The following is a 23,174-nucleotide window of genomic DNA, read 5'->3' as shown; positions in this document are numbered from 1 at the left end:
TCTTTCCCCGGCTTTGTTCTGCCCGAAACACGATCGCTAGGCTTTCCCTTCGTGTCGGATTTTCTCCGTAGTTATCTCACTGTCGGGATCTTTGGTCTCGTAGGCGTTGCGCTGGTTGGGGTGTTCCTCGGCCTCGGCGCTGTTCTGCGACCCTCGAATCCCACTGAGCAGAAGCTCGAGACCTACGAGTCGGGTGTCGACCCGACCGGCGACATGTGGTCGCAGTCCAACATCCGCTACTACATCTTCGCCCTGCTCTTCGTCATGTTCGACGTCGAAGCGGTGTTCATCTTCCCGTGGGCCACTCGCCTCGAGGCCTACGGGCTGTTCGGCCTCATCGAAATGGCGATCTTCGTCTACATCTTGCTGCTCGGGCTGGTCTACGCCTGGCGCAAGGGAATGCTCAGGTGGGTCTGATGGGTCTCGTTGAATCCGGCAAGGTCCCGAAGAGCCTCACGACGCTGCTCAACATGAGCCGCAAGTACAGCCTGTGGGTCTACCAGTGGGGCCTGGCCTGCTGCGCCATCGAGATGGGTGCGGCCTTCGCATCGCCCCGCTACGACGTGATGCGCCTCGGGGTGATCCCACTGCCGGCCAGCCCCCGCCAGGCCGACCTGGTGGTCATCTCGGGCACGGTCACCGACAAGATGGCGCCGGCGATCAAGCGTCTCTACGAACAGATGCCCGAACCGAAGTACGTCATCTCGATGGGTTCGTGCGCCAACTGCGGTGGCCCCTACTGGGACTCCTACTCGGTCACCAAGGGCGTCGATCAGATCATTCCCGTCGATGTCTATGTGCCGGGCTGCCCGCCCCGTCCCGAAGCCCTGCTCGAAGGCATCGTGCTGCTCCAGGAGCGCATCCAGAACGAGGACATGGCCGCGCGTTGGAAGGGTGAGGCAATTGTCGTCGACTGACACCCCCACCGAGGAAGCGGTCGAAGAGGTCCCGGCGCCCGACACGACTCGCGAGGCGATGCTCGAGCAGCTCACCGGCGAGCTCGGCGGTGCCCTCGTCGGTAGCCATCTCGAGCCCGGCATCGACCTCACCATCCGGGTGACGGCCGACGCGTGGGCCACCACCGCTGCGTTCCTGAAGACCGGCATGGGCTTCGGCTACTTCAACTTCCTCAGCGCCATCGACTGGAAGCCCTCGCCCTTCGGGCGTGACATGGACTCCCAGGTGGACATTGCTCTCGACGGTACTGAGCCGAAAGAGCCCGAGGAGATGACCTGGGGGCTCGCGGGCGGCGAGACCCGCTTCCAGGTGTTCGCTCGCGTCAACGACGTCGTGAAGCACCGGGGCATCACCATCAAGGCCGACGTGCCCGACGACTCGCTCACCGTGCCAACGTGGGTCGGCACCTACGCCGGCGCCAACTGGCACGAGCGTGAGGCCTGGGAGATGTTCGGCATCACCTTCGCCGAACACCCCGGACTGCGCCACATCTACCTGCCCGGTGAGTTCGAGGGCAATCCGATGCGCAAGGACTATCCGCTGCTCGCCCGCCGCGTGAAGCCCTGGCCCGGCATCGTCGACGTCGAGGCCATGCCCGGCGACGACGACGATGAAGACGACGGCGAAAGCAGCGACTCATGACCGACGTCACCGATCGTCAGCAGCTGAACTACATCGCGGCGCAGGCCGCCGACGCACGTGTCAATCTCGAACTCGAGACCGAGGGGATGACCCTCAACATCGGCCCGCAGCACCCGGCCACCCACGGCACGCTCCGCATCGTCGCCAAGCTCGACGGCGAGCAGGTCATCGCGGCCGATCCGGTCATGGGCTACATGCACCGTGGCTACGAGAAGCTCACGGAGGTGCGCACCTATCCGCAGGTGACCACGCTCATCAACCGCATCGACTGGCTGGGCAGCTTCGCCAACGAAGTGCCGTTCATCCTCGCGGCCGAGCAGTTGATGGAGGTCGAGGCGCCGCCCCGGGCCCAGTGGATCCGCACGATCCTCTTCGAGATGAGCCGCATCGCCAATGTGGTGCTGTTCCTCGGTGATGTCGCGGTGCAGGTCGGTGCCGTCACTCCCGCCTTCTTCGCTTTCCGCGACCGCGAGCACATCCTCAACCAGATCGAGGCCGTCACCGGCGGCCGGTTCCACCCGAACTTCGACCGCATCGGTGGTCTCAAGGACGACCTGCCGGCCGGCTGGGTCGCCGAGACCAAGCTGGTCATGAAGAAGATGCGGCGCTTCTGCGACGAGATCGAGACGCTGGTCTTCGGCAACGAGATCTTCGAGGCCCGCACCCGTGGCATCGGGGTCATCCCGGCCGACATCGGGCTGCAATACGGCCTTTCGGGCGCCAACATCCGGGGTTCGGGCGTCGACTGGGACGTCCGGCGCGACCAGCCCTGCGGCCTCGTCTACGACCAGGTCGACTGGAAGGTCTGGACCCACCCCGACGGCGACTCGTTCAGCCGCTGCTGGGTGCGCCTCCAGGAGACGCGCGAGGCCACCAAGATCGTCGATCAACTCCTCGACACGATTCCGGCGGGTCCGGTCATGGCCAAGGTGCCGCGCATCATCAAGGTGCCCGCCGGCGAGGCCTTCGTCGAGACCGAGAACCCGCTCGGCGTGATGGGCTACTACGTCATCTCCAAGGGCGACCTCGTCCCGTATCGGGTCAAGATCCGCTCGGCGTCGTTCAACAACATGTCGATCACCCCGTGGTTGCTCAAGGGCGTCTACGTGCCCGACATCATCACGATCCTCGCGTCGCTCTACTTCATTCTCGGAGACATCGACCGGTGAGCCTGCTCGCAGAACTGTCCTACTGGCAGCAGACCAGCCTGCGCGTCGTCGGCGGCCTCGCCGGGGTCCTGCTCGTGGCCGGCACGCTCGTGTACCTGCACCTGTTCAAGATGGTGTCGTTCATGCAGAGCCGCCTCGGCCCGATGGAAGCGGGCCCGTTCGGTTCGCTCCAGCTGCTCGCCGAGGTCGGCAAGCACCTCCAGAAGGAAGACATCTTCCCGCGCAAGGCCGACAAGTTCGTCTTCGCGGCCGCGCCGTTCGTCATCCTCTCCAGCACGTTCCTCCTGGTCGTCGTGGTGCCCGCCGGCCCCGACGCCTGGTTCATCTCCAACGACCTCGGCATCTACCTCGCGATGGCCGTCTCGTCGGTGTCGGTCATCGGCATCCTCATGGCCGGTTGGGGTTCGGCCAACAAGTACTCGCTCATGGGTGGCCTACGGGCGACCGGTCAGCTCATCGCCTACGAACTCCCGCTGATCCTCGCCGTGGTCGGCGTGGTCATCCAGGCGGGCACGATGAACATGCAGGGCATCGTCGCCGCCCAGGCCGAGGGTGAGATCTTCGGGTGGGGCGGCATCGGCAACCCCTACATCCTCACCCAGGGCGTCGCCTTCCTGATCTTCATGATCGCCATGCAGGCCGAGCTCACACAGGCGCCGTTCGACATGCCGATCGCCGAGTCCGAGCTCGTATCGGGCTACATGACCGAGTACTCGGGCATGCGCTTCCTGCTCTTCTTCATCGGCGAATTCGCCACCGCCGGCGTCTTCGCCGCAGTTGCTGCAGTGTTGTTCCTCGGCGGCTGGTGGGCCCCCATTCCGGGACTCGAGTTCGACGACAACGTCTGGAACCTGCTGGGCCCGCTGCTGCTCATCGGCAAGATCGTCGTCCTCACGTTCATCGTCTTCTGGGTGCGCTTCACCTTCCCCCGCTTCCGCGAGGATCAGTTGCAGCGCCTCGCCTGGAAGTTCCTCATTCCGCTCGCTCTCGCCAACATCGTGGTGACGGCCATCCTCAAGGTCTGGATCTGACATGGGCCTCGTACCTGGACTCATCAAGGGCCTCGGTGTCACCGGCGGCACCATCCTCCGCACCGTCTTCCCCGACGGGTTGAAGAAGCCGATTCCGGCGCCCTCTCGAGGTGCGGAAACGGTGCAGTACCCGCATGAGAAGGAGCTGCCGCCCACCCGGGCCCGTGGCGTCATCGCGCTTCACGAGGAGAACTGCACCTCGTGCATGCTGTGCGCGCGTGAGTGCCCCGACTGGTGCATCTACATCGAGGGCCACAAGGAGAAGGCGCCGCCGCGTCGCGCCGGCGGCAAGCCTCGTCAGAAGAACAAGCTCGACCGGTTCGACATCGACTTCGCGCTGTGCATGTACTGCGGCATCTGTGTCGAGGTCTGCCCGTTCGAGGCATTGTTCTGGACCCCCGAGTACGAGTACTCCGAGCCCCGCATCGCCGACCTGCTCCACGACAAGTCGCGTCTCTCGGAGTGGATGGAGACCGTCCCGGAGTTCGAGGACTACGAGGCCGGGTCGGAGGCAAAGAAACTCAAGGTGCCGCCGACATGACCGCACTCCTCGCTGCGATCTCCAGCGACACCGACCTCATGGTCGCCCAGAACATCTTCTTCGCGATCATCGCGGTGTCGATGATCGTCGCGGCGCTCAAGGTGGTCACCACCCACAACATCGTCCACGCGGCCCTGTGGCTCGTGATCGTGCTGGCCGGCGTCGCCGCCCAGTTCATCCTGCTCGGCGCCGAGTTCGTCGCCGTCACCCAGGTGCTCGTCTACATCGGCGCCGTCGTCGTGCTGTTCCTCTTCGGTGTGATGCTCACCCGCGCCTCGCTCGGCGAGGACGAGAGCGTGGCCCGCGAGAAGCGCTCGATGGCCGCGTTCGTGGGCGTCCTGCTCTTCTCGGTCATGGCCATCGCCCTCATCGACACGTGGAGCGACGACCGCATCGTGATCGACGAACCCCAGCGCGTCGCCGAGGTCAGCGACTCGATCTTCTCGCAGTACATCGTCCCGTTCGAAGCCATCTCGGTGCTGCTCCTCGCCGCCCTGATCGGCGCCATCGTCGTGGCCCGGAAAGACTGAGAGGGGACCTGATCTCATGCTGCTGAACCAGTTCCTGCTCCTCGCCGCCGCCCTGTTCTGCATCGGTGTCTATGGCGTGCTCGTTCGCAAGAACGGCATGCTCGTGCTCATGTCGATCGAGCTGATCCTCAACTCGGTCAACATCAACCTGGTCGCCTTCGGGGCGCTCACCGACGACGTCGGTGGCGAAGTCTTCGCCCTCTTCACCATCGCCGTGGCCGCCGCCGAGGTCGGTGTCGGTCTCGCCATCGTCTTGCTCATGTACCGCAACCGCCGAAGCATCGACCTCTCCGAGGCCGATCTCATGAAGGGCTGAGGGGAAGCTGATGAGTTCACTCCTTGCCACCGCCCTGCCGCTCTTCATCGAGGGTCCGTCCGAGGTCTCGAGCGTCACCAACGACGCCAACTGGTTCCTCGAGCACGCGTGGATCATTCCGCTGCTGCCAGCCGTCTCGTTCGTCCTGATCCTGTTCTTCGGCAAGCGCATGCCGAAGAAGGGCGCCGAGTTCGGCATCGCCGCCGTGGGCCTGGCCTTCGTGCTCGCCATCCTCACCGGTGTCAGCTGGATCGATCATCGCGACAACTTCGATGGCCCGCTGGCCGAGTCGCCCTCCACCCACGCCGACGACGGCCACCATGACGAGGGCCATCATGACGACGCCGAGCACTCCGACGAGGAGGCGCTGGGGGTCGCAGTGATCGGACCGGACGGCAGTTCGTCGTCCGACGATCTCGTGCTGACCGTCGACGCCGAGGGTGAGGAAGGCGGCGAACACGCCTACGTCGCCGTGCAGAAGTCGACCCAATGGTTCCAGTCCGGCGGCATCGAGTTCAACGCCGGCATCCTCGTCGACGGCCTGTCGGTGATGATGCTCTTCGTCGTCACCCTCATCTCGCTGCTGGTCCACATCTACTCCACCGACTATGTCGGTGGCGACCGGCGCTACACCCACTACTTCGCGTTCCTGTCGTTGTTCACCGCGTCGATGCTCTTCTTCGTGCTCAGCGACAACATCCTGCAGATGATCGTGGGCTGGGAGCTCGTGGGTGTCTGTTCATTCGCGCTGATCGGCCACTGGTGGGAAGAGAAGCCCAACAGCGACGCGGCGCTGAAGGCGTTCCTCACCAACCGTGTGGGCGATGTCGGCCTGCTCGTCGGCATGATCACGCTCTTCTTCGCCGCCGGTGGTGGCCAGACCTTCGACACACTGGCGATCAACAACGCCATCAACCAGGGTGTCGTCAGCCACACCGCACTCGTCGTGGCGGCCGCCGCGCTGATGGCCGCGGTCATGTCGAAGTCGGGTCAGTTCGTGCTCCACACCTGGCTGCCCGACGCCATGGCCGGTCCCACGCCCGTCTCTGCGCTGATCCACGCCGCGACCATGGTCGTCGCCGGCATCTTCATGGTCGCTCGCCTCTACCCGGTCTTCTTCGAGGGCATGTCGATCGGCGGATCGAGCATCAACCTGCTCTCCACCGTGGGCGCCGTCACCCTGGTCTTCGCGGGGCTGCTCGCGTTCGTGCAGACCGACATCAAGAAGGTGCTCGCCTACTCGACGGTCTCCCAGCTCGGTTACATGGCGATGGCGCTCGGGGTCGGCGCCTGGACCGCGGCCGTCTTCCACCTCTTCACCCACGCGTTCTTCAAGGCCAACCTGTTCCTCGGGTCGGGATCGGTGGCCCACGCGGTCCACAGCTTCGACATGAAGAAGTCGATGGGCGGCATGAAGAAGTTCATGCCGCGCACCTATGTGACCTTCATCATCGGCTCGATCGCCCTGGCCGGTCTGCCGCCGCTCGCCGGTTTCTGGTCGAAAGACGAGATCCTCGTGGGCACCGGTGGCTGGGGTCTGTTCGGCGGCACCGGTGGCAATGGCGCCTACACCTTCCATCTGCTGATGGGCATGGTCGGCGCCGCCCTGACGGCGGCCTACATGACCCGCTGCGTCTACCTCACCTTCCACGGCGAATACCGGGGCAACGACCACGCCCACGACGACGCCCACGACCCGCATTCGGTCGCGGATCCGGCGCATGCCGGCGACAGCCATGACCCGCACGAGTCGGGGCCCCGCATCCTCTGGCCGCTCTACATCCTGTCGGGCTTCGCGATCCTCGTGGGATTCCTCAACCTTCCCAAGGGGTTCCAGCTGGTTCCGGAGTCGCTGCAGCTGCGCTTCGAGCACTTCATCGAACCGGCCGGGGCGTCCTACTTCCCGGCCATCGCCCACGGCACGCCCAGCTGGTCGCTCGCCGTCGTGTCCACCGCCATCGCCGTTCTCGGCATCGGTGGCGCCTACTGGTACTACTTCGTGAAGGTCGACGGCCTCGCCAAGGCGACCGGACAGCACCTCACCGAGCTGCCCAACGGTCTCGTCACCACCAACAAGCTGGCCCGCACCGCCCACAAGGTGCTCGTCGAGAAGTACTACCTCGATCACCTCTACACGGGCGTCATCGCCGGCTTCACCAAGGGCCCACTGGCTCGCGCCACCTACTGGGTCAACCAGAACATCATCGACGGCACGGTCGACACCGTCGGCGAGACGTCGGTCAAGATCGGCCGTGGCCTCTACGACAAGGTCGATCAGGGCGTGATCGACGGGTTCGTCAACGGCTCGGGCAAGGTCTCCGACGCCACGGGCCAGGAACTACGCCACATCAACACCGGTCGCGTGCAGAACTACGCGGCGCTCCTCTTCGCCGGCGCAGCGGTACTCGCCGGCGCCTTCATCGTCCTTCTCGCCCTCTAGGAATCCCGGAACAATGGACACACTAGACACCAACAACTGGCTCCTCACCGCTCTGGTCTTCGCTCCGCTCGCCGGCGCGTTGCTCATGGTCCTCATCCCCGAAAAGGAAGAGGACGCACAGAAGCAGTGGGCGATCCTCACCTCGTTCATCACGTTGGGCCTCGGCATCTACCTGCTGATCGACTTCGACTACGACCAGGCCGGTGCGCTCCAGTACTTCGCCGACAAGGACTGGATCGAGGTCATCGGGGCCGGCTACACGATCGGCGTCGACGGGATGTCGCTGCCGCTCATCGCCCTCACGGTGCTGGTGATGCCGCTGGTCTTCATCTACTCGTGGAACCACATTCCGAGCCCGGGGAACCCCAAGGCGTTCCTCATGCTCATGCTCATCCTCGAGACGGGCATGATCGGCACCTTCGTGGCCCAGGACCTGATCCTCTTCTTCGTCTTCTTCGAGGTCGTCCTGCTCCCGATGTTCTTCATGATCGCGGTGTGGGGTGGCGAGGATCGCCGCTACGCCTCGCTGAAGTTCTTCCTCTTCACCCTCTTCGGTTCGGCGCTCATGCTGCTGTCGTTCCTGGCGCTCTTCTTCCTCACCACCGATCCGGCCACGGGCGAGCACACCTTCAACATGCTGGTCCTGTCGGAGAGCGCGGGTGACGGCATCGTCCGCTCGACCCAGCTGATCATCTTCGGCGGTCTGTTCATGGGCTTCGGTGTGAAGGTGCCGATGTTCCCCTTCCACACCTGGCTGCCCGACGCCCACACGCAGGCGCCCACCCAGGGCTCGGTCATCCTGGCCGCCGTCCTGCTCAAGCTCGGCACCTACGGCTTCATCCGCATCGCCATCCCGATGCTGCCCGAGGCCGCCGAGGCGTGGGCCCCGTGGATCGGCCTCCTCGCCGTCATCGGCATCATCTACGGCGCGCTGGGCTGTCTCGCCCAGACCGACATGAAGCGGCTGATCGCCTTCTCATCGGTGGCCCACATGGGCTTCGTGATGCTCGGCATCGCCACGCTGACCGACTTCGGCATCAACGCCGCCATCTTCGGCATGGTCGCCCACGGTCTCATCACCGGCATGCTCTTCTTCGTGGCCGGCTCGGTGAAGGACCGTTACCACACCCTCGAGATCAGCCGGCTCGGCGGCATGCTCGTACAGGCCCCGAAGCTCGGCTGGATCCTCGGCTTCACCGCCATGGCCTCGCTCGGACTGCCCGGTCTCGCCGGTTTCTGGGGCGAGTTCCCGGCCATCCTGTCGGCCTACAACCCGGCCGCCGGACTGTCCGAGGCGACGTTCCGGGCCTACATGGTCGTGGCCGCCGTCGGCACGGTGCTCGCCGCCGGCTACCTCCTGTGGCTGCTCCAGCGCACCGCGATGGGCGAGCCGTCCGAGGAGTTCGCCGACGATCCCGAGATCACCGACGTCTCCACCATCGAGTGGATCTCGTGGACGCCCTTCCTCATCCTGATCGTCGTCTTCGGCGTGGCGCCCGGTCTGATCTTCGAGGTCACCGACCCGGCCGTCGTCGAGTCGCTCAAGGGATGCCTCGAGACCGGTTGTGAAGCCGCTCGCATCGCCGCTGAGGCAGCCGGAGGCTGACCATGCTGGCCCTCCTCGCCCAGGCCGAGTTCGTTCGGCCACCGATCGATTGGCATGCCGCCGCGCCCGAGCTCACGCTGCTCACCGTGGGTGCACTGCTGACGATGATGGACATCGGCTGGCTCGAACGCGGTCGCAAGGCGGCGGCACCGCTGGCATCCCTCGGCCTGCTCGCCACGATGATCCCGATCATCACCCTGGCCGCCGACGGCAACGATCGTTCGATGTTCAACGGCGCGTTCGTGGTCGACAACTACTCCCTGATCATGAAGGCGATGTTCGTCCTCGTGGGCTACGTCGTCGTCCTGCTGTCAGCCAACTACATCGCCGAGGGCGACTACTGGGAGAACGAGTACTACGGCCTCCTGTTGAGCTCGATCCTCGGCATGGTGCTGATGGCCTCGGCTCGCGACCTCATCACCATCTTCGTGGCGCTCGAACTGCTCTCGATTCCGGCCTACATGCTCGCCACCTGGCGGAAGCGCGATCTGAAGAGCAACGAAGCGGGCATGAAGTACTACCTCATGGGTGTCTTCGCGTCGGCCGTGATGCTCTACGGCATGTCGCTGCTCTACGGCAGCACCGGCTCCACGCTGCTGACCGAGATCAACCTGGCCGTGGGCTTCGACGACGCGCCGTCCGCGGTCGTCGTGCTCGGCATCGTCTTCGTGGCCGTCGGCTTCGCCTTCAAGGTGTCCGCGTTCCCGTTCCACACATGGGCGCCCGACACCTACGAGGGTGCACCCACCCCGGTCACCGCGTTCCTGTCGGTGGCGTCGAAGGCCGCCGGCTTCGTGGCCCTGCTCAACATCGTGTTCGTGGGCCTGCTGGGTCGTGACGACGTGGTCGAGCCCCTCATGTGGGTGCTCGCCGCCGCGTCGATGACAGTGGGCAACCTGGTGGCGCTGCGCCAGACCAACATCGTGCGCATGCTCGCCTACTCCGGTGTCGCACAGGCCGGCTACATGCTCGCGCCGCTGGCCGTGATCGGCGAGGTGCCCGACACCGCCCTCGGCGCTGTCGTCACCTATCTCGTGATCTACGCGGCGATGAACCTGGGCGCCTTCGCCGTCGTCATCGCCGTCGCCCGCAAGACCCGATCAGCCGAGATCGACAGCTTCCGGGGCTTGTTCCACTACGCCCCGGGCCTCACCGTCGCCATGACGATGTTCCTGTTCTCGCTCGCCGGTATCCCGCCGCTCGGTGGATGGTTCGCCAAGTTCCGGGTCATCGAGGCGCTGATCGATGCCAACAACGCCTCCGGCGTCATCCTCGGCGTCGTCGTCGCCGTGAACTCGGTGATCGCGCTGTATTACTACGCCCGCATCGGACTCGGCATGTGGGCCGAAGAGGCGCCCGACGGCGACCTCAGCCGGGTCGACGTGCCGGTCACCCTCGTGGCCGCGATCGGCATCACCGCCATCGTCACCGTGCTCTTCGGTCTCGGCCTGGGCGTCGGCGACTTCACCGACGTCAGCCTGCTCGCCGCCGGCAGCTGACGCGGCGGCGTCGGTGTCTCGCGGCCCGGTCGCTGCTCGTCTGGCGGAACTCATCGCGACCGAGGGGCCGATCCCGGTGTCGACGTTCGTCGATCACTCGCTCTACGGGCCCGGCGGCTTCTACATGGACGGCGGTCGGGCCGGTCGTCGCGGCGACTTCCTCACCGCGCCCGAAGTCGGCCCGCTCTTCGGTGCGGTGCTCGCCCGGGCCATCGACGGGTGGTGGGCAGACCTGGGTCGGCCCGAGGTCTACACCGTGCTCGAATGGGGAGCCGGACCGGGCACCCTCGCTCGGGCCGTGCTCGCGGCCGAGCCCGAGGTACTCGCGACGGGCGCCCTGCGCTGGGTCATGGTGGAGCGATCGGAAGCCCAGCGCGAGTGGCATCCTGTCCACGACGCCGTCCGGTCCGCCGGGCCCGGTGACGTCTCGGCGGTCGACGCCGGCCTCGTTCTGGCCAACGAACTGCTCGACAATCTCGCCTTCGACATCGTCGAGCGCACCGTGGACGGATGGGCCGAGATCCGCATCGGGGATGTCGACGGCGCCTTCGTCGAGATTTGGCAACCGGCGTCGGTGCCGGTGGAACTCCCCGCCGATGACATCGCCGTCGGTGTGCGACTGCCGTGGCAGCGAACGGCTCGTGAGTGGCTCGCCGAGGCGCGGGCGCTGGTCGCCCGGGGCCGAGTGGTCGTGTTCGACTATGGCGCGACCACGCGGGAACTGGCCGAACGCAACGGCGGCTGGCTCCGCACCCACGCGGGCCACGAGGGTGGTGCCGATTGGTTGCGCGAGCCCGGCACGTGCGACATCACGAGCGACGTCGACTTCGACCAGCTCCAGGCGGACCATCGGGCCGACGTACACGAGGAGCAGGCGGTCTGGCTCGCTCGTCACGGCATCGACCAGCTGGTCGAGGAGGGCCGCGCCATCTGGGAACGCTCGGCCGGCGTCGGCGATCTCGCCGCACTGACGGCCCGCAGCCGCATTCGGGAGGCCGACGCACTCACCGACGCCGATGGGATGGGTGCCTTCCACGTTCTCGAGTGGCGCATCGACAAATGAGTCGGCTGCCTCAGGCCGATCGCCCGCCGGTGCGATTGCCTGGATGTTCGTGGCCCTCACCGACACCTCCGACACCGTCGCCGACAGTCACTCGCTGCAGGTCGACCACTTCGGCCTGAGTATCGGCCCGCTGTCGGTGGGGCTCCCGCCCGCCCGCACCGCCGACGATCTCTATCGGCGCTACCTCGATCTCGTCGATCTGCTCCGGCGCGGTTCCGTGCCGATGGTGCGCCCGGCGGAGGAAGATGCCGCGGTGCTGGCCATCGCCACGGGCACGGATGTCGCCTTCGTCCTACGGCGGCTTCGCGCCCTCGGTGCCGGATAGTCGCCCTTTCGCGGCTCCCGGTCCGCGCCCCTAGACTCGACGGTCGTGACCTTCACCGACCGCCAACCCCTCAATCGCCGACGCGTGGCGGACGCGGCCCTCGAGGTCATCGACGAGTACGGCCTCGACGGCTTGAGCATGCGAAAGCTGGGGGCCGAGCTCGGCGTCGAGGCGATGTCGCTCTACAACCACGTCACCAACAAGACGGATCTGCTCGACGCGGTGGGCGAGCGCCTCTTCCACGATGTGCTGTCCGCCTACGGCCGGCCGTCGGGTGACTGGAAGGTCCATGCCCGGGCGTTGTGCCATGCCTACGTCGACGTCGCGGCGGCCCACCCCCACGCGGTCACGCTGCTGATCAGCCCACCCACCCGGTCCGCGTCGGCCCAGGCGTTCGACCACCAGATCGTCGCCGCAACCCGGTTGATGAGCGACGACGACCGCATCGGTGCGTTGGCCTTCGCGACCGTGTCCAACTGGGTGATCGGCACCATCGTGCAACGCCACGGCCTCATGCCCATGGCGACGACCGCCGCGAACGAGGACGAGTCCGATGACGAGGGCGTGCGCAAGTTCCAGCACGCATCCGAGTTGCTCACCGACGACGAGCGTTTCGACGAGGGCCTCGAGACGGTCCTGGCCGGGCTCGAGGCGCGCTACTCCACCTGAGTGCCGACCGGTGCCTGGTCCAGCGACCGGCCCCGGGCCCGCGGCCCCCACACGACCCTTCGTCCCAGCCACAGTGCCAGGAGGATGACCGGCACGAAGGGAAGGAGGGCGCCGACCACGATCATCAGGATGCCGACCACTGTCAGCATCGCGCCCCACCCCTTCGAGAAGGCGTCGGCGAAGCCGGGCAGCGGATCGTCGACGTCGGCCGAGATGAAGACGGTGTCGGTCGCGTCGAGCTCGACGGTTTCCGACGTCGCCGGCGTGGCTGTGACGTCGACGCGGAGGTCGACGCCACCGCTCACGTCGACTCGGTTGATGGCACCGTCCTCGGCGTCGAGTTCGACGGTGAGCAACAACTCTTCGCCGGCGGGGATCCGGTCGAGCGACGCGGTGCCGTCCTGCACCACACCGTCCTGCGCGAGGAAATCGTCGACGCGGAGCCGCAGCGTGGGCAGCTGCACGTCGACGGCGGTCAGGTCGTCCTCGCCGGTGTTGCTGATGTTGAGGCAGAGCACCGCGGTGTCGTCGGCCCCGATCGAGAGGTTCGACGCACCGGGGCAGGCATCGTCGGTGTCGTCGCCCAGCCAGGCAATCACATCCATCGCCGGTTCGAGGCGGTCCGGATCGAGTTCGAGAATGGTGAGCGTGATGGTCGAGAGCGCGACCTGGTCGCCGATCGTCTTTCGCTGGCCGAGCAGGCGCTCGAGGTCGGCCTGGCGGGCGGCCAGCTCCTCCTCCAGCTGGAAGATCGTGTTGAGGTCGCTCGCCGCGTCCAACAGCACCTGGACCCGGGCGACACTCGACTGGGCGGCCGTGATGCGAGCATCGAGGTCCACGACGACCTCGGTCACGTCGTCACTCGTCGTGCGTTCGCTGACGAGACCGACACCCGGCACATCGGTGATGGCGCTCAGCAGTCGGTCGAAGTCGGCGGGCGGCACGCGAATGGTGAGCACCGCGCTGGGCGCAGGTTCGGACTCGGTCTCCTGACCCCAGATCGCCCCGCCGTTGTCGAAGACGACGTCGACGAGTTCGTCGGTCGTCGCCGCGACATCGGCTGCCTCGACCACCACCTCACCGGTCTTGATGATCTGACGTCCGACGAACAGTGCCGTCACCTCCGCCGGCATCCGCTCCCCGGGCTCGTCCGCGCTGTCCTGGGTCGGGGCGAACCCGGCGCCGGTGTCGTCACCCTCCCCGGCTTCGCCGTCGGAGCCACTGTCGGCCATGTCCTCGGCCATGGCATTGTCGTCCGTGTCGCTGACGTCGGGCGTCGGCGCCTCGACGTCCGCGGCGCCGCTGGACTCGTCCCCGCCGCTGTCATCGTCCGCGCCCGTGTCGGTGTCGCCGGTGGCGGTGTCGGCGTCACCGTCGCTGCAGCCGGCGAGCAACAGGACGGCGATGGCGAACAGGGCGAGAATTCGTCGAGACATGGATCCCCCAGGAAGTGTGTCGCCGGTTCGGACGGCCACCGACGGCGCCGGGTTCCCGGTCTCGGGGAATGTGATCACTTCGTCACGTCGCCGTAATGTGGTCCATGGCCGACGACACCAGCACTGATCGCCGCATCCACATCCGCACCTGCCATCTCTGCGAGGCGATGTGTGGTCTCGAACTGCACGTTGCCGAGGACGACGAGGGCCACGAGAAGGTCGCCCTGATCCGACCCAACCGTGACGACGTGTGGTCGAAGGGCTACATCTGTCCGAAGGGCACCACGCTCGGTCATCTGCACGAGGACCCCGACCGGCTGCGCGTCCCCATGGTCAAGGATGAGCACGGTGTGCATCGCGAGGCGACCTGGGACGAGGCCTTCGCCCGGGCCGAGGAGCTGATGTCGGCCGTGATCGCCGAGCACGGCAAGGAAGCCGTCACCGTCTACATCGGCAATCCGGCCGCGCACAACTATTCGATCAGCCGCTACACCGGCCTGATGATGGGTCTGGCCGGCCTGCCGGGGCCGATCTACTCAGCCGGCACCGTGGATCAGTGGCCCAAGAACCTCACGTGCTGGACGATGTACGGCAACCAGTGGCGCATCCCCGCCCCGGACCTGCGCAACACCGACTTCATGGTGGTGATGGGCGCCAACCCCCATGCCAGCCAGGGCTCGCTGCTGGCCTGTCCGGACATGCTCGGCGAACTCGACCGCATTCGTGAGCGCGGCAAGGTGGTCGTCATCGACCCGCGGCGCACCGGCACCGTCGACCATGCCGACCAATGGCTGCCCATCATCCCGGGCACCGATGCCGCCCTGATGCTGGCCGTCGCCCACGTGCTCTTCGCCGAGGGCCTGGTCGACCTTGGCCACCTCGGCGACCGGCTGAAGAACGTGGCCGAGGTCGAGCGGGTCGCCGCCGAGTTCCCGCCCGAGCGGGTGGCTGCCACGTGTGGGATCGACGCCGACGACATCCGCACGCTGGCCCGTGAGTTCGCGGCCGCCGACAAGGCGGTGTGGTACGCCCGCATCGGCACCTGCAACCAGGAGTTCGGCACCCTGGCGTCGTGGCTGCCCGACGTGCTCAACGCCCTCACGGCCAACCTGGACACCGAGGGCGGTCTGATGTGGGGCAAGCCCATCGCCTGGTCGGCCACGCTGGCCGACCGCGGCCGGCCGATCGAGTTCGGCCAGTTCCACAGTCGGGTGCGTGGCGCGCCGGAGGTGATGGGCCAGTTCCCCGTGTCGTGCATGGCCGAGGAGATCGCCACGCCCGGTGAGGGCCAGCTGAAGGCGCTCGTCACGGTGGCCGGCAACCCCGTCATCTCCGCGCCCGAGGCCGATCGACTCGACGCGGCCCTGCCGATGCTCGACTGCATGATCTCGATCGACAACGCGCTCAACGAGACGACGCGACACGCCGACGTGATCTTCCCCGGCCTCTCGCCGCTCGAGCAGCCCCACTACGACGAACTCCTGTGGTCCTGGGCGGTGCGATCGGCGGGCAAGTTCTCGCCGGCCCTGTTCCCCCCGACCGACGGCCGCCCCGAGGAGTGGGAGATCCTCCTGCGCCTGGGAGCGATGATGGGTGGCATTCCCCAGGAGCAGGTCGACGTGAAGGCGATCGACGACGGCTACTTCTCGGCGTTCGCGGAGATGGGCGGTGCCGATCCCGAGGTCGCGTTGGCCGCCTGTCCCGAGCCCGGCCCCGAGCGGCTCAACGACAACGCCATCCGGACCGGGCCGTGGGGTGACCGCTACGGGGCGAACCCCGGTGGACTCACCCTCGACTCGTTCCGGTCTGAACCCAACGGCATCGACATGGGCCCGATGGTGCCGCGCATCGACGAGATCGTGGCGCACGCCGACGGCATGGTCGACCTCGCTCCCGCCTACGTGCTCGCCGACATCCCTCGCCTCGAAGCCCGCCTCGAGCGGCCGCCGGGTGGGCTGGTGCTGACCAGTCGTCGCCATGTCCGCTCGAACAACTCGTGGATGCACAACGTGAAGGTGCTGGTCAAGGGCAAGGATCGATGCACGCTCCTGATCCATCCCGACGACGCCGCGGCCACGGGAGTGGTCGACGGCGGCACGGCCCGGGTCTCCTCCGAGGCCGGCGCGCTGGAGGTCCCGGTCGAGGTGTCCGACGAGATGCGCCCCGGCGTCGTCTCGCTGCCCCACGGTTGGGGGCACGACAAGCCGGGCACCCGGATGGCCGTGGCCCGCGAGCACGCAGGGGTGAACAACAACGTGCTCGCCCCGGGCGCCTTCGTCGACGTGCCCTCGGGCAACGCCGCGGTGAATGGCATTCCCGTGGAGGTCGGACCGGCCTGAGCGAGCCGGGTCGTCCTACTCGGTGACGATCACCTTGAAGGACTCGATCGCCCGGCCGGGGAGACCCGCGGCGGTGGCGTTGGCCTTCGCCCACTCGCCCATCATCGTGGGCAGCTGGTCGGCGCGCGCGTCGTTCTGCGAATGGTGGGCGAGGAGCGCCTCGATCTTGCGGTCCATGGCGTCGGTGACGTCGACATGGAGATCGCTGTCGGTGCCGGCCATCAGCCATACCCGCGGCACCGCGTGGGGCTCGTGCCCCTCGGCGAGCAGCTCGGGGAACGAGTGTCCGTTTCGTGCGTCGGGGTAGACGGCGCACACCGCGGCCTCGCCGGCGGCCAGATGATCGGGGTGGGCCGCGTAGATGCGTTCGAGATTGCGCACCGGGGTCTGCGTGAGCACCAGGTCGGGTTTCACCACCCGAATGAGGCGGGCGATCGCCTTGCGCAGTTCGAGGTCGGCCACGAGATGGCCGTCGGGAAAGCCGAGCCAGTGGAGCTCGCTCACCCCCACGATGGCCGCCGCGTCCGTCTGTTCCTTCTGGCGGATCTCGGTGAGTTCGGCGGGGGAGAGGTGGGCGGGTTCGCCGGCCTGCCCGCTGGTGACGAGCCCGTAGACGACCTCGACACCGTGGTCGGTCAGTGTGGCGACGGTGCCCGCGGCACCGAAGTCGATGTCGTCCGGATGGGCGACGATCATCAGCGCTTTCGAGGGAACGAAGTCGTCGACGGAGTGGATGAGGTCGGCCAGTGGCATGGCCTCAGCCTAGGGAGACGGACAGCTCAGAGATCAGCGATCCCCATGTCGAGGTTGGAGCCGGTGATGCCGCCGTCGACACCGAGGAACTGGCCGGTCGTGTAGGCCGACGCGGGCGACGCGAGGTAGAGCGCGGCGGCGGCGATCTCGTCGGGGTCGCCGAGTCGCCCGAGGGGAGTGGCGTCGCTCATCGCCTTCTCGAGCTCGGGGCTCTGGAGCACGATGTCGAGCGCCGAGGTGGCGATCGAGCCGGGACACACCGCATTGACCCGGATCTTCGGGGCGAGGTCCTGGGCGAGGGCCCGGGTCAGGTGGATCAGCGCGGCCTTGGCGGTGCCGTACGCGGCGAAGCCGCGGCTGGCGAAGAGACCGGCGGTCGAAGCGATGTTGACGATGTTGGCGCCGGGTCGCTCGAGCATGTGGGGCACCGCGAGCTGGCTCAGGTTGAACGCGGTGGTCACGTTCCAGCGCATCGCGCCGTCGAACGCCTTCTCGCTCGTGTCCATGAACGCCTGGGGCATCGAACCGCCGACATTGTTGACGATCACGTCGATGCCGCCGAACTGCTCGACCGCGGCGTCGACGAGGGTGGCCAGTCCGTCGCGGGTCGAGAGGTCACCGGCGACGATGGCGGCGCGCTGTCCGTGCCCCTCGATCTCGGCCGCGACGACCGCCAGCTGATCCTCGGTGCGGGCCCCGATCACCACGTCGGCTCCGGCCTCGGCGAACATCGTCGCTGTTGCCGCACCGATGCCGCGACCGGCCCCCGTGACGATCGCTACCTTGCCGTCGAGTCTGAATTGGTCGAGTCCCATGGTTCGCGACCGTAGACTTTCACGGCGATGGACACGACATCTCCGACCGAGACCCATGACGGGGTGGCCGACGGCGCCGACGCGCTCTCGGAGATCCTCATGTCCGACGATGTGTCGGGGTCGTTGTGGTCGGCCGTCGACAGCGGCCGAATCGAGGTTCTCGTGCCCGAACTGCCCGCACTGCGGATGGAACAGGACCCGATCCATCGTCACAAGGACGTCCTGTCACACACCATCGCGGTCGTCGCGAAGACGCCCGACGACATGATCGTGCGGCTGGCCGCGCTCTTCCACGACATCGCCAAGCCGCGCACCCGCAGCTTCGAGCACGGCGGTGTCACCTTCCGTCACCACGAGGTGGTCGGTTCGAGGATGACCCGCAAGCGGATGACCGAGCTCGGCTACGACGACGAGATCGTCGAGGAGGTGAGCGAGCTGGTGCGCCTGAGCGGCCGCTTCAAGGGCTACGCCGAGGGCTGGTCCGACAGCGCGGTGCGTCGCTATGCGCGCGACGCGGGCCCTCTGCTCGGCCGGCTCAACGCCCTCATCCGCTCCGACTGCACCACCCGCAACAAGCAGAAGGCGGCCGATCTCCAGGCCTCGATCGATGATCTCGAACGGCGCATCGCCGACCTCGCCGAGGAAGAACGCCGCGCGGCCGAGCGTCCCCAGATCGACGGGCAAGCGGTCATGACCCACCTGGGTACCGGCGGTGGGCGCCACATCGGCGACATCCTCCGGATGCTGCTCGAGGTGAAGCGGACCGAGGGTGAGCTGCCCGACGACGAGCTCTACGCCCGCATCGACCAGTGGTGGCAGGCGCACGCCGAGTCCTACGGCGACGTCTGACCTCCGGCGAGAGGCAGTAATCGAGTCCGTCCGTCGGATCGCGACCGTTACCCTTGTGGGCATGCACGTAGGAATCGTTGGTGCCACCGGACAGGTCGGCGGTGTCGTGTTGACACTGCTCGCCGAGCGAGATTTCCCCGTCGATGCGCTGCGGTTGTTCGCGTCCGCACGTTCGGCGGGCAAGACCATCGAGTGGCAGGGCCGTGACATCACGGTCGAGGACGCCACCGCCGCCGACTACACCGGTCTCGACATCGTGATCTTCTCGGCCGGCGGTGCGACCAGCAAGGAGCTGGCGCCGAAGGTCGCTGCGCAGGGCTGCATCGTCATCGACAACTCCTCGGCCTGGCGGATGGACACCGAGGTCCCCCTGGTCGTGCCCGAGGTCAACGCCGACGCGCTGCGCGACATCCCCAAGGGCATCGTTGCCAACCCGAACTGCACCACCATGGTCGCCATGGCGCCGCTCAAGGCGCTGGCCGACGAGGCCGGGCTGGAGGCCCTGGTGGTCTCGACCTACCAGGCGGTGTCCGGCGCCGGGTTGTCCGGGGTCGACGAGCTCGACACCCAGCTCCAGAAGCTCGGGGCCAACGGGCCCGAACTCACCTTCGACGGCAGCGCCGTCGGCCTCGAACACGGCCAGAACTTCGTCGAACCGATTGCCTGCAATGTGATCCCCTTCGCCGGCGCGCTCGTCGACGACGGTCTCTTCGAGACCAACGAGGAGCAGAAGCTGCGCGACGAGAGCCGCAAGATCCTCGGTCTGCCCGACCTCGCCGTGTCGGGCACCTGCGTGCGGGTCCCCGTCTTCACCGGTCACTCGCTGTCGATCAACGCCCGCTTCTCGTCGGCGATCAGTGTCGAGCGGGCGCTCGAGCTGCTCGGCCGGACCGAGGGTGTCGTCGTCACCGACGTGCCGACCCCGCTGAAGGCGGCCGGCGCCGACCCGACGTTCGTCGGGCGGGTGCGGGTCGACCCCACCGTCGAACACGGCCTGTCGTTTTTTGTCTCGGGCGACAACCTCCGCAAGGGCGCCGCGCTCAACACCATTCAGATCGCCGAGTCGCTGGTCGCCCAGGACCTGGTCTGACGCTCAGGGTGGATTCTCGACGTAGCGCGCCATTGCGTCGTCGAGGCTGATGTCGAGCTGGTTGGCGAGCGATGCCAACCACGCCAGGACGTCGCCGAACTCGTGCAGCTGCTGTTCCCGGGTGCCCTTGCGCACCGCCTGGGCCAGCTCGCCGAGTTCCTCGCACAGCCACGCCACCGTCGACGGCACCCCGCGTTCTTGGTCGGTCGCCCCGTAGAGCTCGTCCATCAACTGCTGCACCTCGGCGAGTTCCATCCCCCGACCCTAGGCAGGAGCGGGCTCGGCGAGGGCCCAGCCGAGGGTGCGCATGAGCACGGTGGCGGCGGGGCGGATGGCGAAGGGCTCGGCGAGGGGCGCTATCGGGAGGCGGAGCTTCCACCGGGCATCGCGAGGCAGCATCGAGACGGCAGCGGCGAACACGAGTGCATAGGCCGGGCGAGTTGCGAGCGGCAGGGGTGGCCAGGCGAGGAAGCGCACGGTGTCGCGGGCCTGGCTGCCGATGTGGTGCTCGGACCGATAGCCGTCGAGCACGGCCCGCAGCTCGTCACGACTGCGCGGTGCCCGGCGAACGCCGAGCTTCTCGGCGACCACGGCCATCTCCTCGACATAGCGGTCGCCGTCGCCCGACGACAATGCCGTGGCCCCGTAGCGTTGCCGGGCCCGCAGGAAGCTGTCGACCTCGGTGCAGTGCACGAACAACAGCAGGTGGGGGTCGGTCGCCGCGTAGGGCCGGCCGTCGGGTGCGGTGCCGGTGACCCGCTCGTGGACCTTGCGGACCACCCGGATCGCCCGCTCGGCCTCGTCGGTGGTGCCGAAGGTGGTGGTGCCGACGAAGCCGCCGGTGCGGTGCAACCGTCCGAGCGGGTCGTTGCGATAGTCGGAGTGATCGGCCACGCCGGCCATGGCCAGGGGGTGCATGGTCTGCAGCAGCAGGGCCCGGAGACCGCCGATGACCATCGATGCATCGGTGTGCACGAGGAAGGTGGTGCTGTCGGGGCCGAACAGGCCGGGGTCCTCGTCGAAGGTGAGCGCTCGTTCGGGCGGCTCGGCCGTGCCCGCGAGAACCCGCCGGATTCCCTGTCCGAATTGGGTTCGGATCGCTTCGAGAGTTTCAGGGGCGGGGGTCACGCAACCACCAGGGTAGATGCGTGACCCCCGCCGGGCACCGCGGACGCGAAGTGGCCGGTCGGCTACTTGCGCCCGGGTCGCACCCGCCGTGGGGGGTTCGGCCGTGGTGCGGGTCGGGTCGGACGTCCAGCCCGCTGGCGCTCGCGCCAGGGTGGATTCGTCCGTCTGTCGTGGATCATGGCGAGAACGATGAGTTCCTGCATGGTGGGTCCTTCGTGACATCGAAATGCGAATGGGGGACAAACGACGGGCGGGGACGCGGCGGTGTCGTGGCGTCGTCGCAGCGCGCTACGAGAGCGGCGGGTTCAGATGAACCGGGCGGCCTGGGCATCGCCGGGGGCGACGCAGCGGGGCACGGTGATCATCGGTGACACGAGTGCGGTGATCATTTTCGGTGCTCCTTTCCAGGCGGAACGACCCGTCGTCGTTCGCTGTGGGCACCGTACGAAACCTCGTCGGCGACGTCGAACGAATTAACGCGAAGGGTCGCCTGGGTCGGTCAGCGTCCGGCGAAGAAGTGGCGCAGCGGCGCCGACTCGCGCCGACCGGAGGCGGCGGCGACACGTTCGGGGTCGACGAAGACGCGGCAGTCGCACCACATACACGCCTGGTTGCTGAATCCGTGGCAGTGCGAGCCCTCGTGGTGTCCGCACGAGCAGTGGCGTTCCGGCTCGAAGAGGGTGTCGATGAACGAACTCACTCCGATCCATCGACGTCGACGGACCGAAACTGAGCGAACTGCCTACTTCGAGTCGGCGGTGACCCCCTCGACGGCTGAGGCGTCGAGCCCGACGGGTTCGGCGTCGATGCCGAAGACGTAGCGGAAGAAGCCGGTCGTGGCCTGGTGCACGCCCGGCCAGATCTCGGTGACCGGCCGGTTCGGTTCCTCGCACCCATCGGTACCGAGACGACGGATGTTGTCGTCGAGGAAGTCGCCGAGCCCGGCCGCTTCGGCGAGGCCGATCAGCGTGGCATCCCCGGTGCCGACGGCGCAGAGATCGCTGAAGGCGAGGTGGCCCGAGTCGGCGAACTCGAGATACCAGCTCGGGGCGGGCGCCTCGTCGAACGCGTCGATCGTTCGGCTCGGTTCGACGATCGTGTCGATGGCACCGGCCATGAACATCGACGGCATGTCGGGCAGAGGTTCGTCGCCGAACGCGCCGGACGCGTACGAGACATAGCCGGCGAAGTCGCCGGTCGCGGCCACGGCGAGTGTGGTGCCGCCGCCGGCGGAGTGGCCGCTGAGGCCGACGCGGTCGGCGTCGATCGCCGGGCCGAGCTCGGGGTCGGTCGTCACCAACTCGAGGGCGGCGAGGACGTCGTCGGCCGACGACGGACCGCCTTCGGGTCGTTCGAGGAAGTTGGCCAACGAGCGGCTGGGGTGGTCGGCCGACGCGACGACCAATCCCCACGACGCCAGATGGTGTGCGAGGTTCGTCGACTGGAAGCGGAACGAGGTCGAGCCGTGGCTGAACATCACGAGCGGGAACGGCCCGTCCTCGGCGGTGGAGGCATCGCGGCCGGCGGCCACGGTCACCTGGTCGTCGATGTCTGCGGGCACGAGCGCCCGCATCACCTCGGGGGTGAAGTCGCGTACGGCGTAGGTGTCGGTCTGCCCCTCGGCGTCGGGGCCGGCCGGGTACCAGATCTCGACGAGATTGCCGGTCGGCAACTCGCGACTCGTCACGCCCACGGGGTACGGGCCGATCTCCGCGAGATCGGCCGCGGTCACGGTCGGGAGTGCCTCGGTGGTGGTCGTTGCCGTGATGGGTGGCGCCTCGGTGGTGGTGGCATCGGCCGTGGTCGTGGTGTCGCTGTCGTCGGCCGACGTCGACGTCGTGTCGTCGGGCTCCGGGGCCGAGTCGCCGTCGCCGTCGTCGCCGCACGAGCCGGCGAGGAGTGCGAACACGGTAAGGAGGACGAGCGGGATGAGCAGGGTACGACGCATCGGGAAAACCTAGGCCACGTCTCGCAAA

General features: G+C 67.4%; 24 protein-coding genes. 17 read left to right on the top strand and 7 right to left on the bottom strand.

Annotated features, from left to right (window positions below):
* The first annotated feature begins 51 nt into the window (after positions 1-51).
* Genes ndhC through RIB98_19120 form a run of 14 tightly spaced genes read left to right on the top strand, consistent with a single transcriptional unit; the run spans position 52 to position 12,788 of the window.
* A complete protein-coding gene (gene ndhC / locus RIB98_19185; GenBank protein MEQ8843106.1) occupies positions 52-417 on the top strand; it encodes an NADH-quinone oxidoreductase subunit A in 366 nt (121 codons plus the stop codon).
* A complete protein-coding gene (locus RIB98_19180) occupies positions 417-917 on the top strand; it encodes an NADH-quinone oxidoreductase subunit B family protein (GenBank protein ID MEQ8843105.1) in 501 nt (166 codons plus the stop codon). Before ndhC ends, RIB98_19180 begins: the two co-directional genes overlap by 1 nt.
* Complete coding sequence (locus RIB98_19175) at positions 904-1,599, top strand: NADH-quinone oxidoreductase subunit C (GenBank protein MEQ8843104.1); 696 nt, start codon at positions 904-906, stop codon at positions 1,597-1,599. The genes RIB98_19180 and RIB98_19175 overlap by 14 nt, the downstream gene beginning before the upstream one ends.
* Positions 1,596-2,768, top strand: a complete 1,173-nt coding sequence (locus RIB98_19170; protein ID MEQ8843103.1) for an NADH-quinone oxidoreductase subunit D 1 — start codon at positions 1,596-1,598, stop codon at positions 2,766-2,768. Before RIB98_19175 ends, RIB98_19170 begins: the two co-directional genes overlap by 4 nt.
* Positions 2,765-3,799 carry a complex I subunit 1 family protein gene (locus tag RIB98_19165; GenBank protein MEQ8843102.1) on the top strand — a complete coding sequence of 345 codons (1,035 nt, stop codon included), beginning with the start codon at positions 2,765-2,767 and terminating at the stop codon, positions 3,797-3,799. Before RIB98_19170 ends, RIB98_19165 begins: the two co-directional genes overlap by 4 nt.
* Before the next feature lies 1 nt (position 3,800).
* Positions 3,801-4,340: a 4Fe-4S binding protein gene (locus tag RIB98_19160; GenBank protein MEQ8843101.1), complete on the top strand. Its 540-nt coding sequence runs from the start codon at positions 3,801-3,803 to the stop codon at positions 4,338-4,340.
* Positions 4,337-4,870, top strand: a complete 534-nt coding sequence (locus tag RIB98_19155) for an NADH-quinone oxidoreductase subunit J (GenBank protein ID MEQ8843100.1) — start codon at positions 4,337-4,339, stop codon at positions 4,868-4,870. Before RIB98_19160 ends, RIB98_19155 begins: the two co-directional genes overlap by 4 nt.
* Before the next feature lie 16 nt (positions 4,871-4,886).
* Positions 4,887-5,186: an NADH-quinone oxidoreductase subunit NuoK gene (nuoK, locus tag RIB98_19150; protein MEQ8843099.1), complete on the top strand. Its 300-nt coding sequence runs from the start codon at positions 4,887-4,889 to the stop codon at positions 5,184-5,186.
* 10 nt (positions 5,187-5,196) lie between these two features.
* Positions 5,197-7,626: an NADH-quinone oxidoreductase subunit L gene (locus RIB98_19145; GenBank protein MEQ8843098.1), complete on the top strand. Its 2,430-nt coding sequence runs from the start codon at positions 5,197-5,199 to the stop codon at positions 7,624-7,626.
* Between the two features lie 13 nt (positions 7,627-7,639).
* Positions 7,640-9,232 carry an NADH-quinone oxidoreductase subunit M gene (locus RIB98_19140; protein MEQ8843097.1) on the top strand — a complete coding sequence of 531 codons (1,593 nt, stop codon included), beginning with the start codon at positions 7,640-7,642 and terminating at the stop codon, positions 9,230-9,232.
* 2 nt (positions 9,233-9,234) lie between these two features.
* Complete coding sequence (locus RIB98_19135; GenBank protein MEQ8843096.1) at positions 9,235-10,731, top strand: NADH-quinone oxidoreductase subunit N; 1,497 nt, start codon at positions 9,235-9,237, stop codon at positions 10,729-10,731.
* 13 nt (positions 10,732-10,744) lie between these two features.
* Positions 10,745-11,794: an SAM-dependent methyltransferase gene (locus RIB98_19130; GenBank protein ID MEQ8843095.1), complete on the top strand. Its 1,050-nt coding sequence runs from the start codon at positions 10,745-10,747 to the stop codon at positions 11,792-11,794.
* 49 nt (positions 11,795-11,843) lie between these two features.
* On the top strand, positions 11,844-12,119 hold the full coding sequence (locus tag RIB98_19125) for a hypothetical protein (GenBank protein ID MEQ8843094.1): 276 nt from the start codon (positions 11,844-11,846) through the stop codon (positions 12,117-12,119).
* A gap of 45 nt (positions 12,120-12,164) precedes the next feature.
* Positions 12,165-12,788, top strand: coding sequence for a TetR family transcriptional regulator (locus RIB98_19120; GenBank protein ID MEQ8843093.1), 624 nt, complete (start codon positions 12,165-12,167; stop codon positions 12,786-12,788).
* Here the strand turns inward: RIB98_19120 and RIB98_19115 are convergent.
* Positions 12,776-14,224 (bottom strand): DUF4349 domain-containing protein, encoded by a 1,449-nt coding sequence (locus tag RIB98_19115; GenBank protein MEQ8843092.1) that lies wholly within the window; start codon positions 14,222-14,224, stop codon positions 12,776-12,778. The two genes, RIB98_19120 and RIB98_19115, sit on opposite strands and share 13 nt — an antisense overlap.
* A gap of 104 nt (positions 14,225-14,328) precedes the next feature.
* On the opposite strand from RIB98_19115, the gene RIB98_19110 reads away from it, so the two are divergent.
* A complete protein-coding gene (locus RIB98_19110; protein ID MEQ8843091.1) occupies positions 14,329-16,563 on the top strand; it encodes a molybdopterin-dependent oxidoreductase in 2,235 nt (744 codons plus the stop codon).
* A 15-nt stretch (positions 16,564-16,578) separates the two neighbouring features.
* On the opposite strand, the gene RIB98_19105 is transcribed toward RIB98_19110, so the two are convergent.
* Positions 16,579-17,316: a PIG-L deacetylase family protein gene (locus tag RIB98_19105; protein MEQ8843090.1), complete on the bottom strand. Its 738-nt coding sequence runs from the start codon at positions 17,314-17,316 to the stop codon at positions 16,579-16,581.
* A gap of 26 nt (positions 17,317-17,342) precedes the next feature.
* Positions 17,343-18,131: an SDR family oxidoreductase gene (locus RIB98_19100; protein MEQ8843089.1), complete on the bottom strand. Its 789-nt coding sequence runs from the start codon at positions 18,129-18,131 to the stop codon at positions 17,343-17,345.
* A gap of 27 nt (positions 18,132-18,158) precedes the next feature.
* Here RIB98_19100 and RIB98_19095 point away from each other — a divergent pair, with 27 nt between their 5' ends.
* Together RIB98_19095 and RIB98_19090 are read left to right on the top strand one after the other, a co-directional pair.
* Positions 18,159-18,980, top strand: a complete 822-nt coding sequence (locus tag RIB98_19095; GenBank protein MEQ8843088.1) for an HDIG domain-containing protein — start codon at positions 18,159-18,161, stop codon at positions 18,978-18,980.
* 61 nt (positions 18,981-19,041) lie between these two features.
* Positions 19,042-20,070, top strand: a complete 1,029-nt coding sequence (locus tag RIB98_19090; GenBank protein ID MEQ8843087.1) for an aspartate-semialdehyde dehydrogenase — start codon at positions 19,042-19,044, stop codon at positions 20,068-20,070.
* Between the two features lie 3 nt (positions 20,071-20,073).
* Here RIB98_19090 and RIB98_19085 read toward each other — a convergent pair whose 3' ends face one another.
* The 4 genes from RIB98_19085 to RIB98_19070 all read right to left on the bottom strand — a co-directional run bounded on the left by RIB98_19085 (position 20,074) and on the right by RIB98_19070 (position 23,146).
* Positions 20,074-20,325 (bottom strand): MazG nucleotide pyrophosphohydrolase domain-containing protein, encoded by a 252-nt coding sequence (locus tag RIB98_19085; GenBank protein ID MEQ8843086.1) that lies wholly within the window; start codon positions 20,323-20,325, stop codon positions 20,074-20,076.
* Between the two features lie 9 nt (positions 20,326-20,334).
* On the bottom strand, positions 20,335-21,198 hold the full coding sequence (locus RIB98_19080; protein MEQ8843085.1) for an oxygenase MpaB family protein: 864 nt from the start codon (positions 21,196-21,198) through the stop codon (positions 20,335-20,337).
* Between the two features lie 499 nt (positions 21,199-21,697).
* Positions 21,698-21,898: a hypothetical protein gene (locus RIB98_19075; protein ID MEQ8843084.1), complete on the bottom strand. Its 201-nt coding sequence runs from the start codon at positions 21,896-21,898 to the stop codon at positions 21,698-21,700.
* Positions 21,899-21,940: 42 nt separating this feature from the next.
* Entirely contained in the window at positions 21,941-23,146 is a 1,206-nt protein-coding gene (locus tag RIB98_19070; protein ID MEQ8843083.1) for a hypothetical protein, read from the bottom strand.
* Between the last annotated feature and the right edge of the window lie 28 nt (positions 23,147-23,174).

The organism is Acidimicrobiales bacterium (assembly GCA_040219515.1).
Lineage (GTDB): Bacteria > Actinomycetota > Acidimicrobiia > Acidimicrobiales > Aldehydirespiratoraceae > JAJRXC01.
The sequence above is the reverse complement of the archived record's forward strand: the minus strand, read 5'-3'. Positions and strand labels throughout refer to the sequence as shown.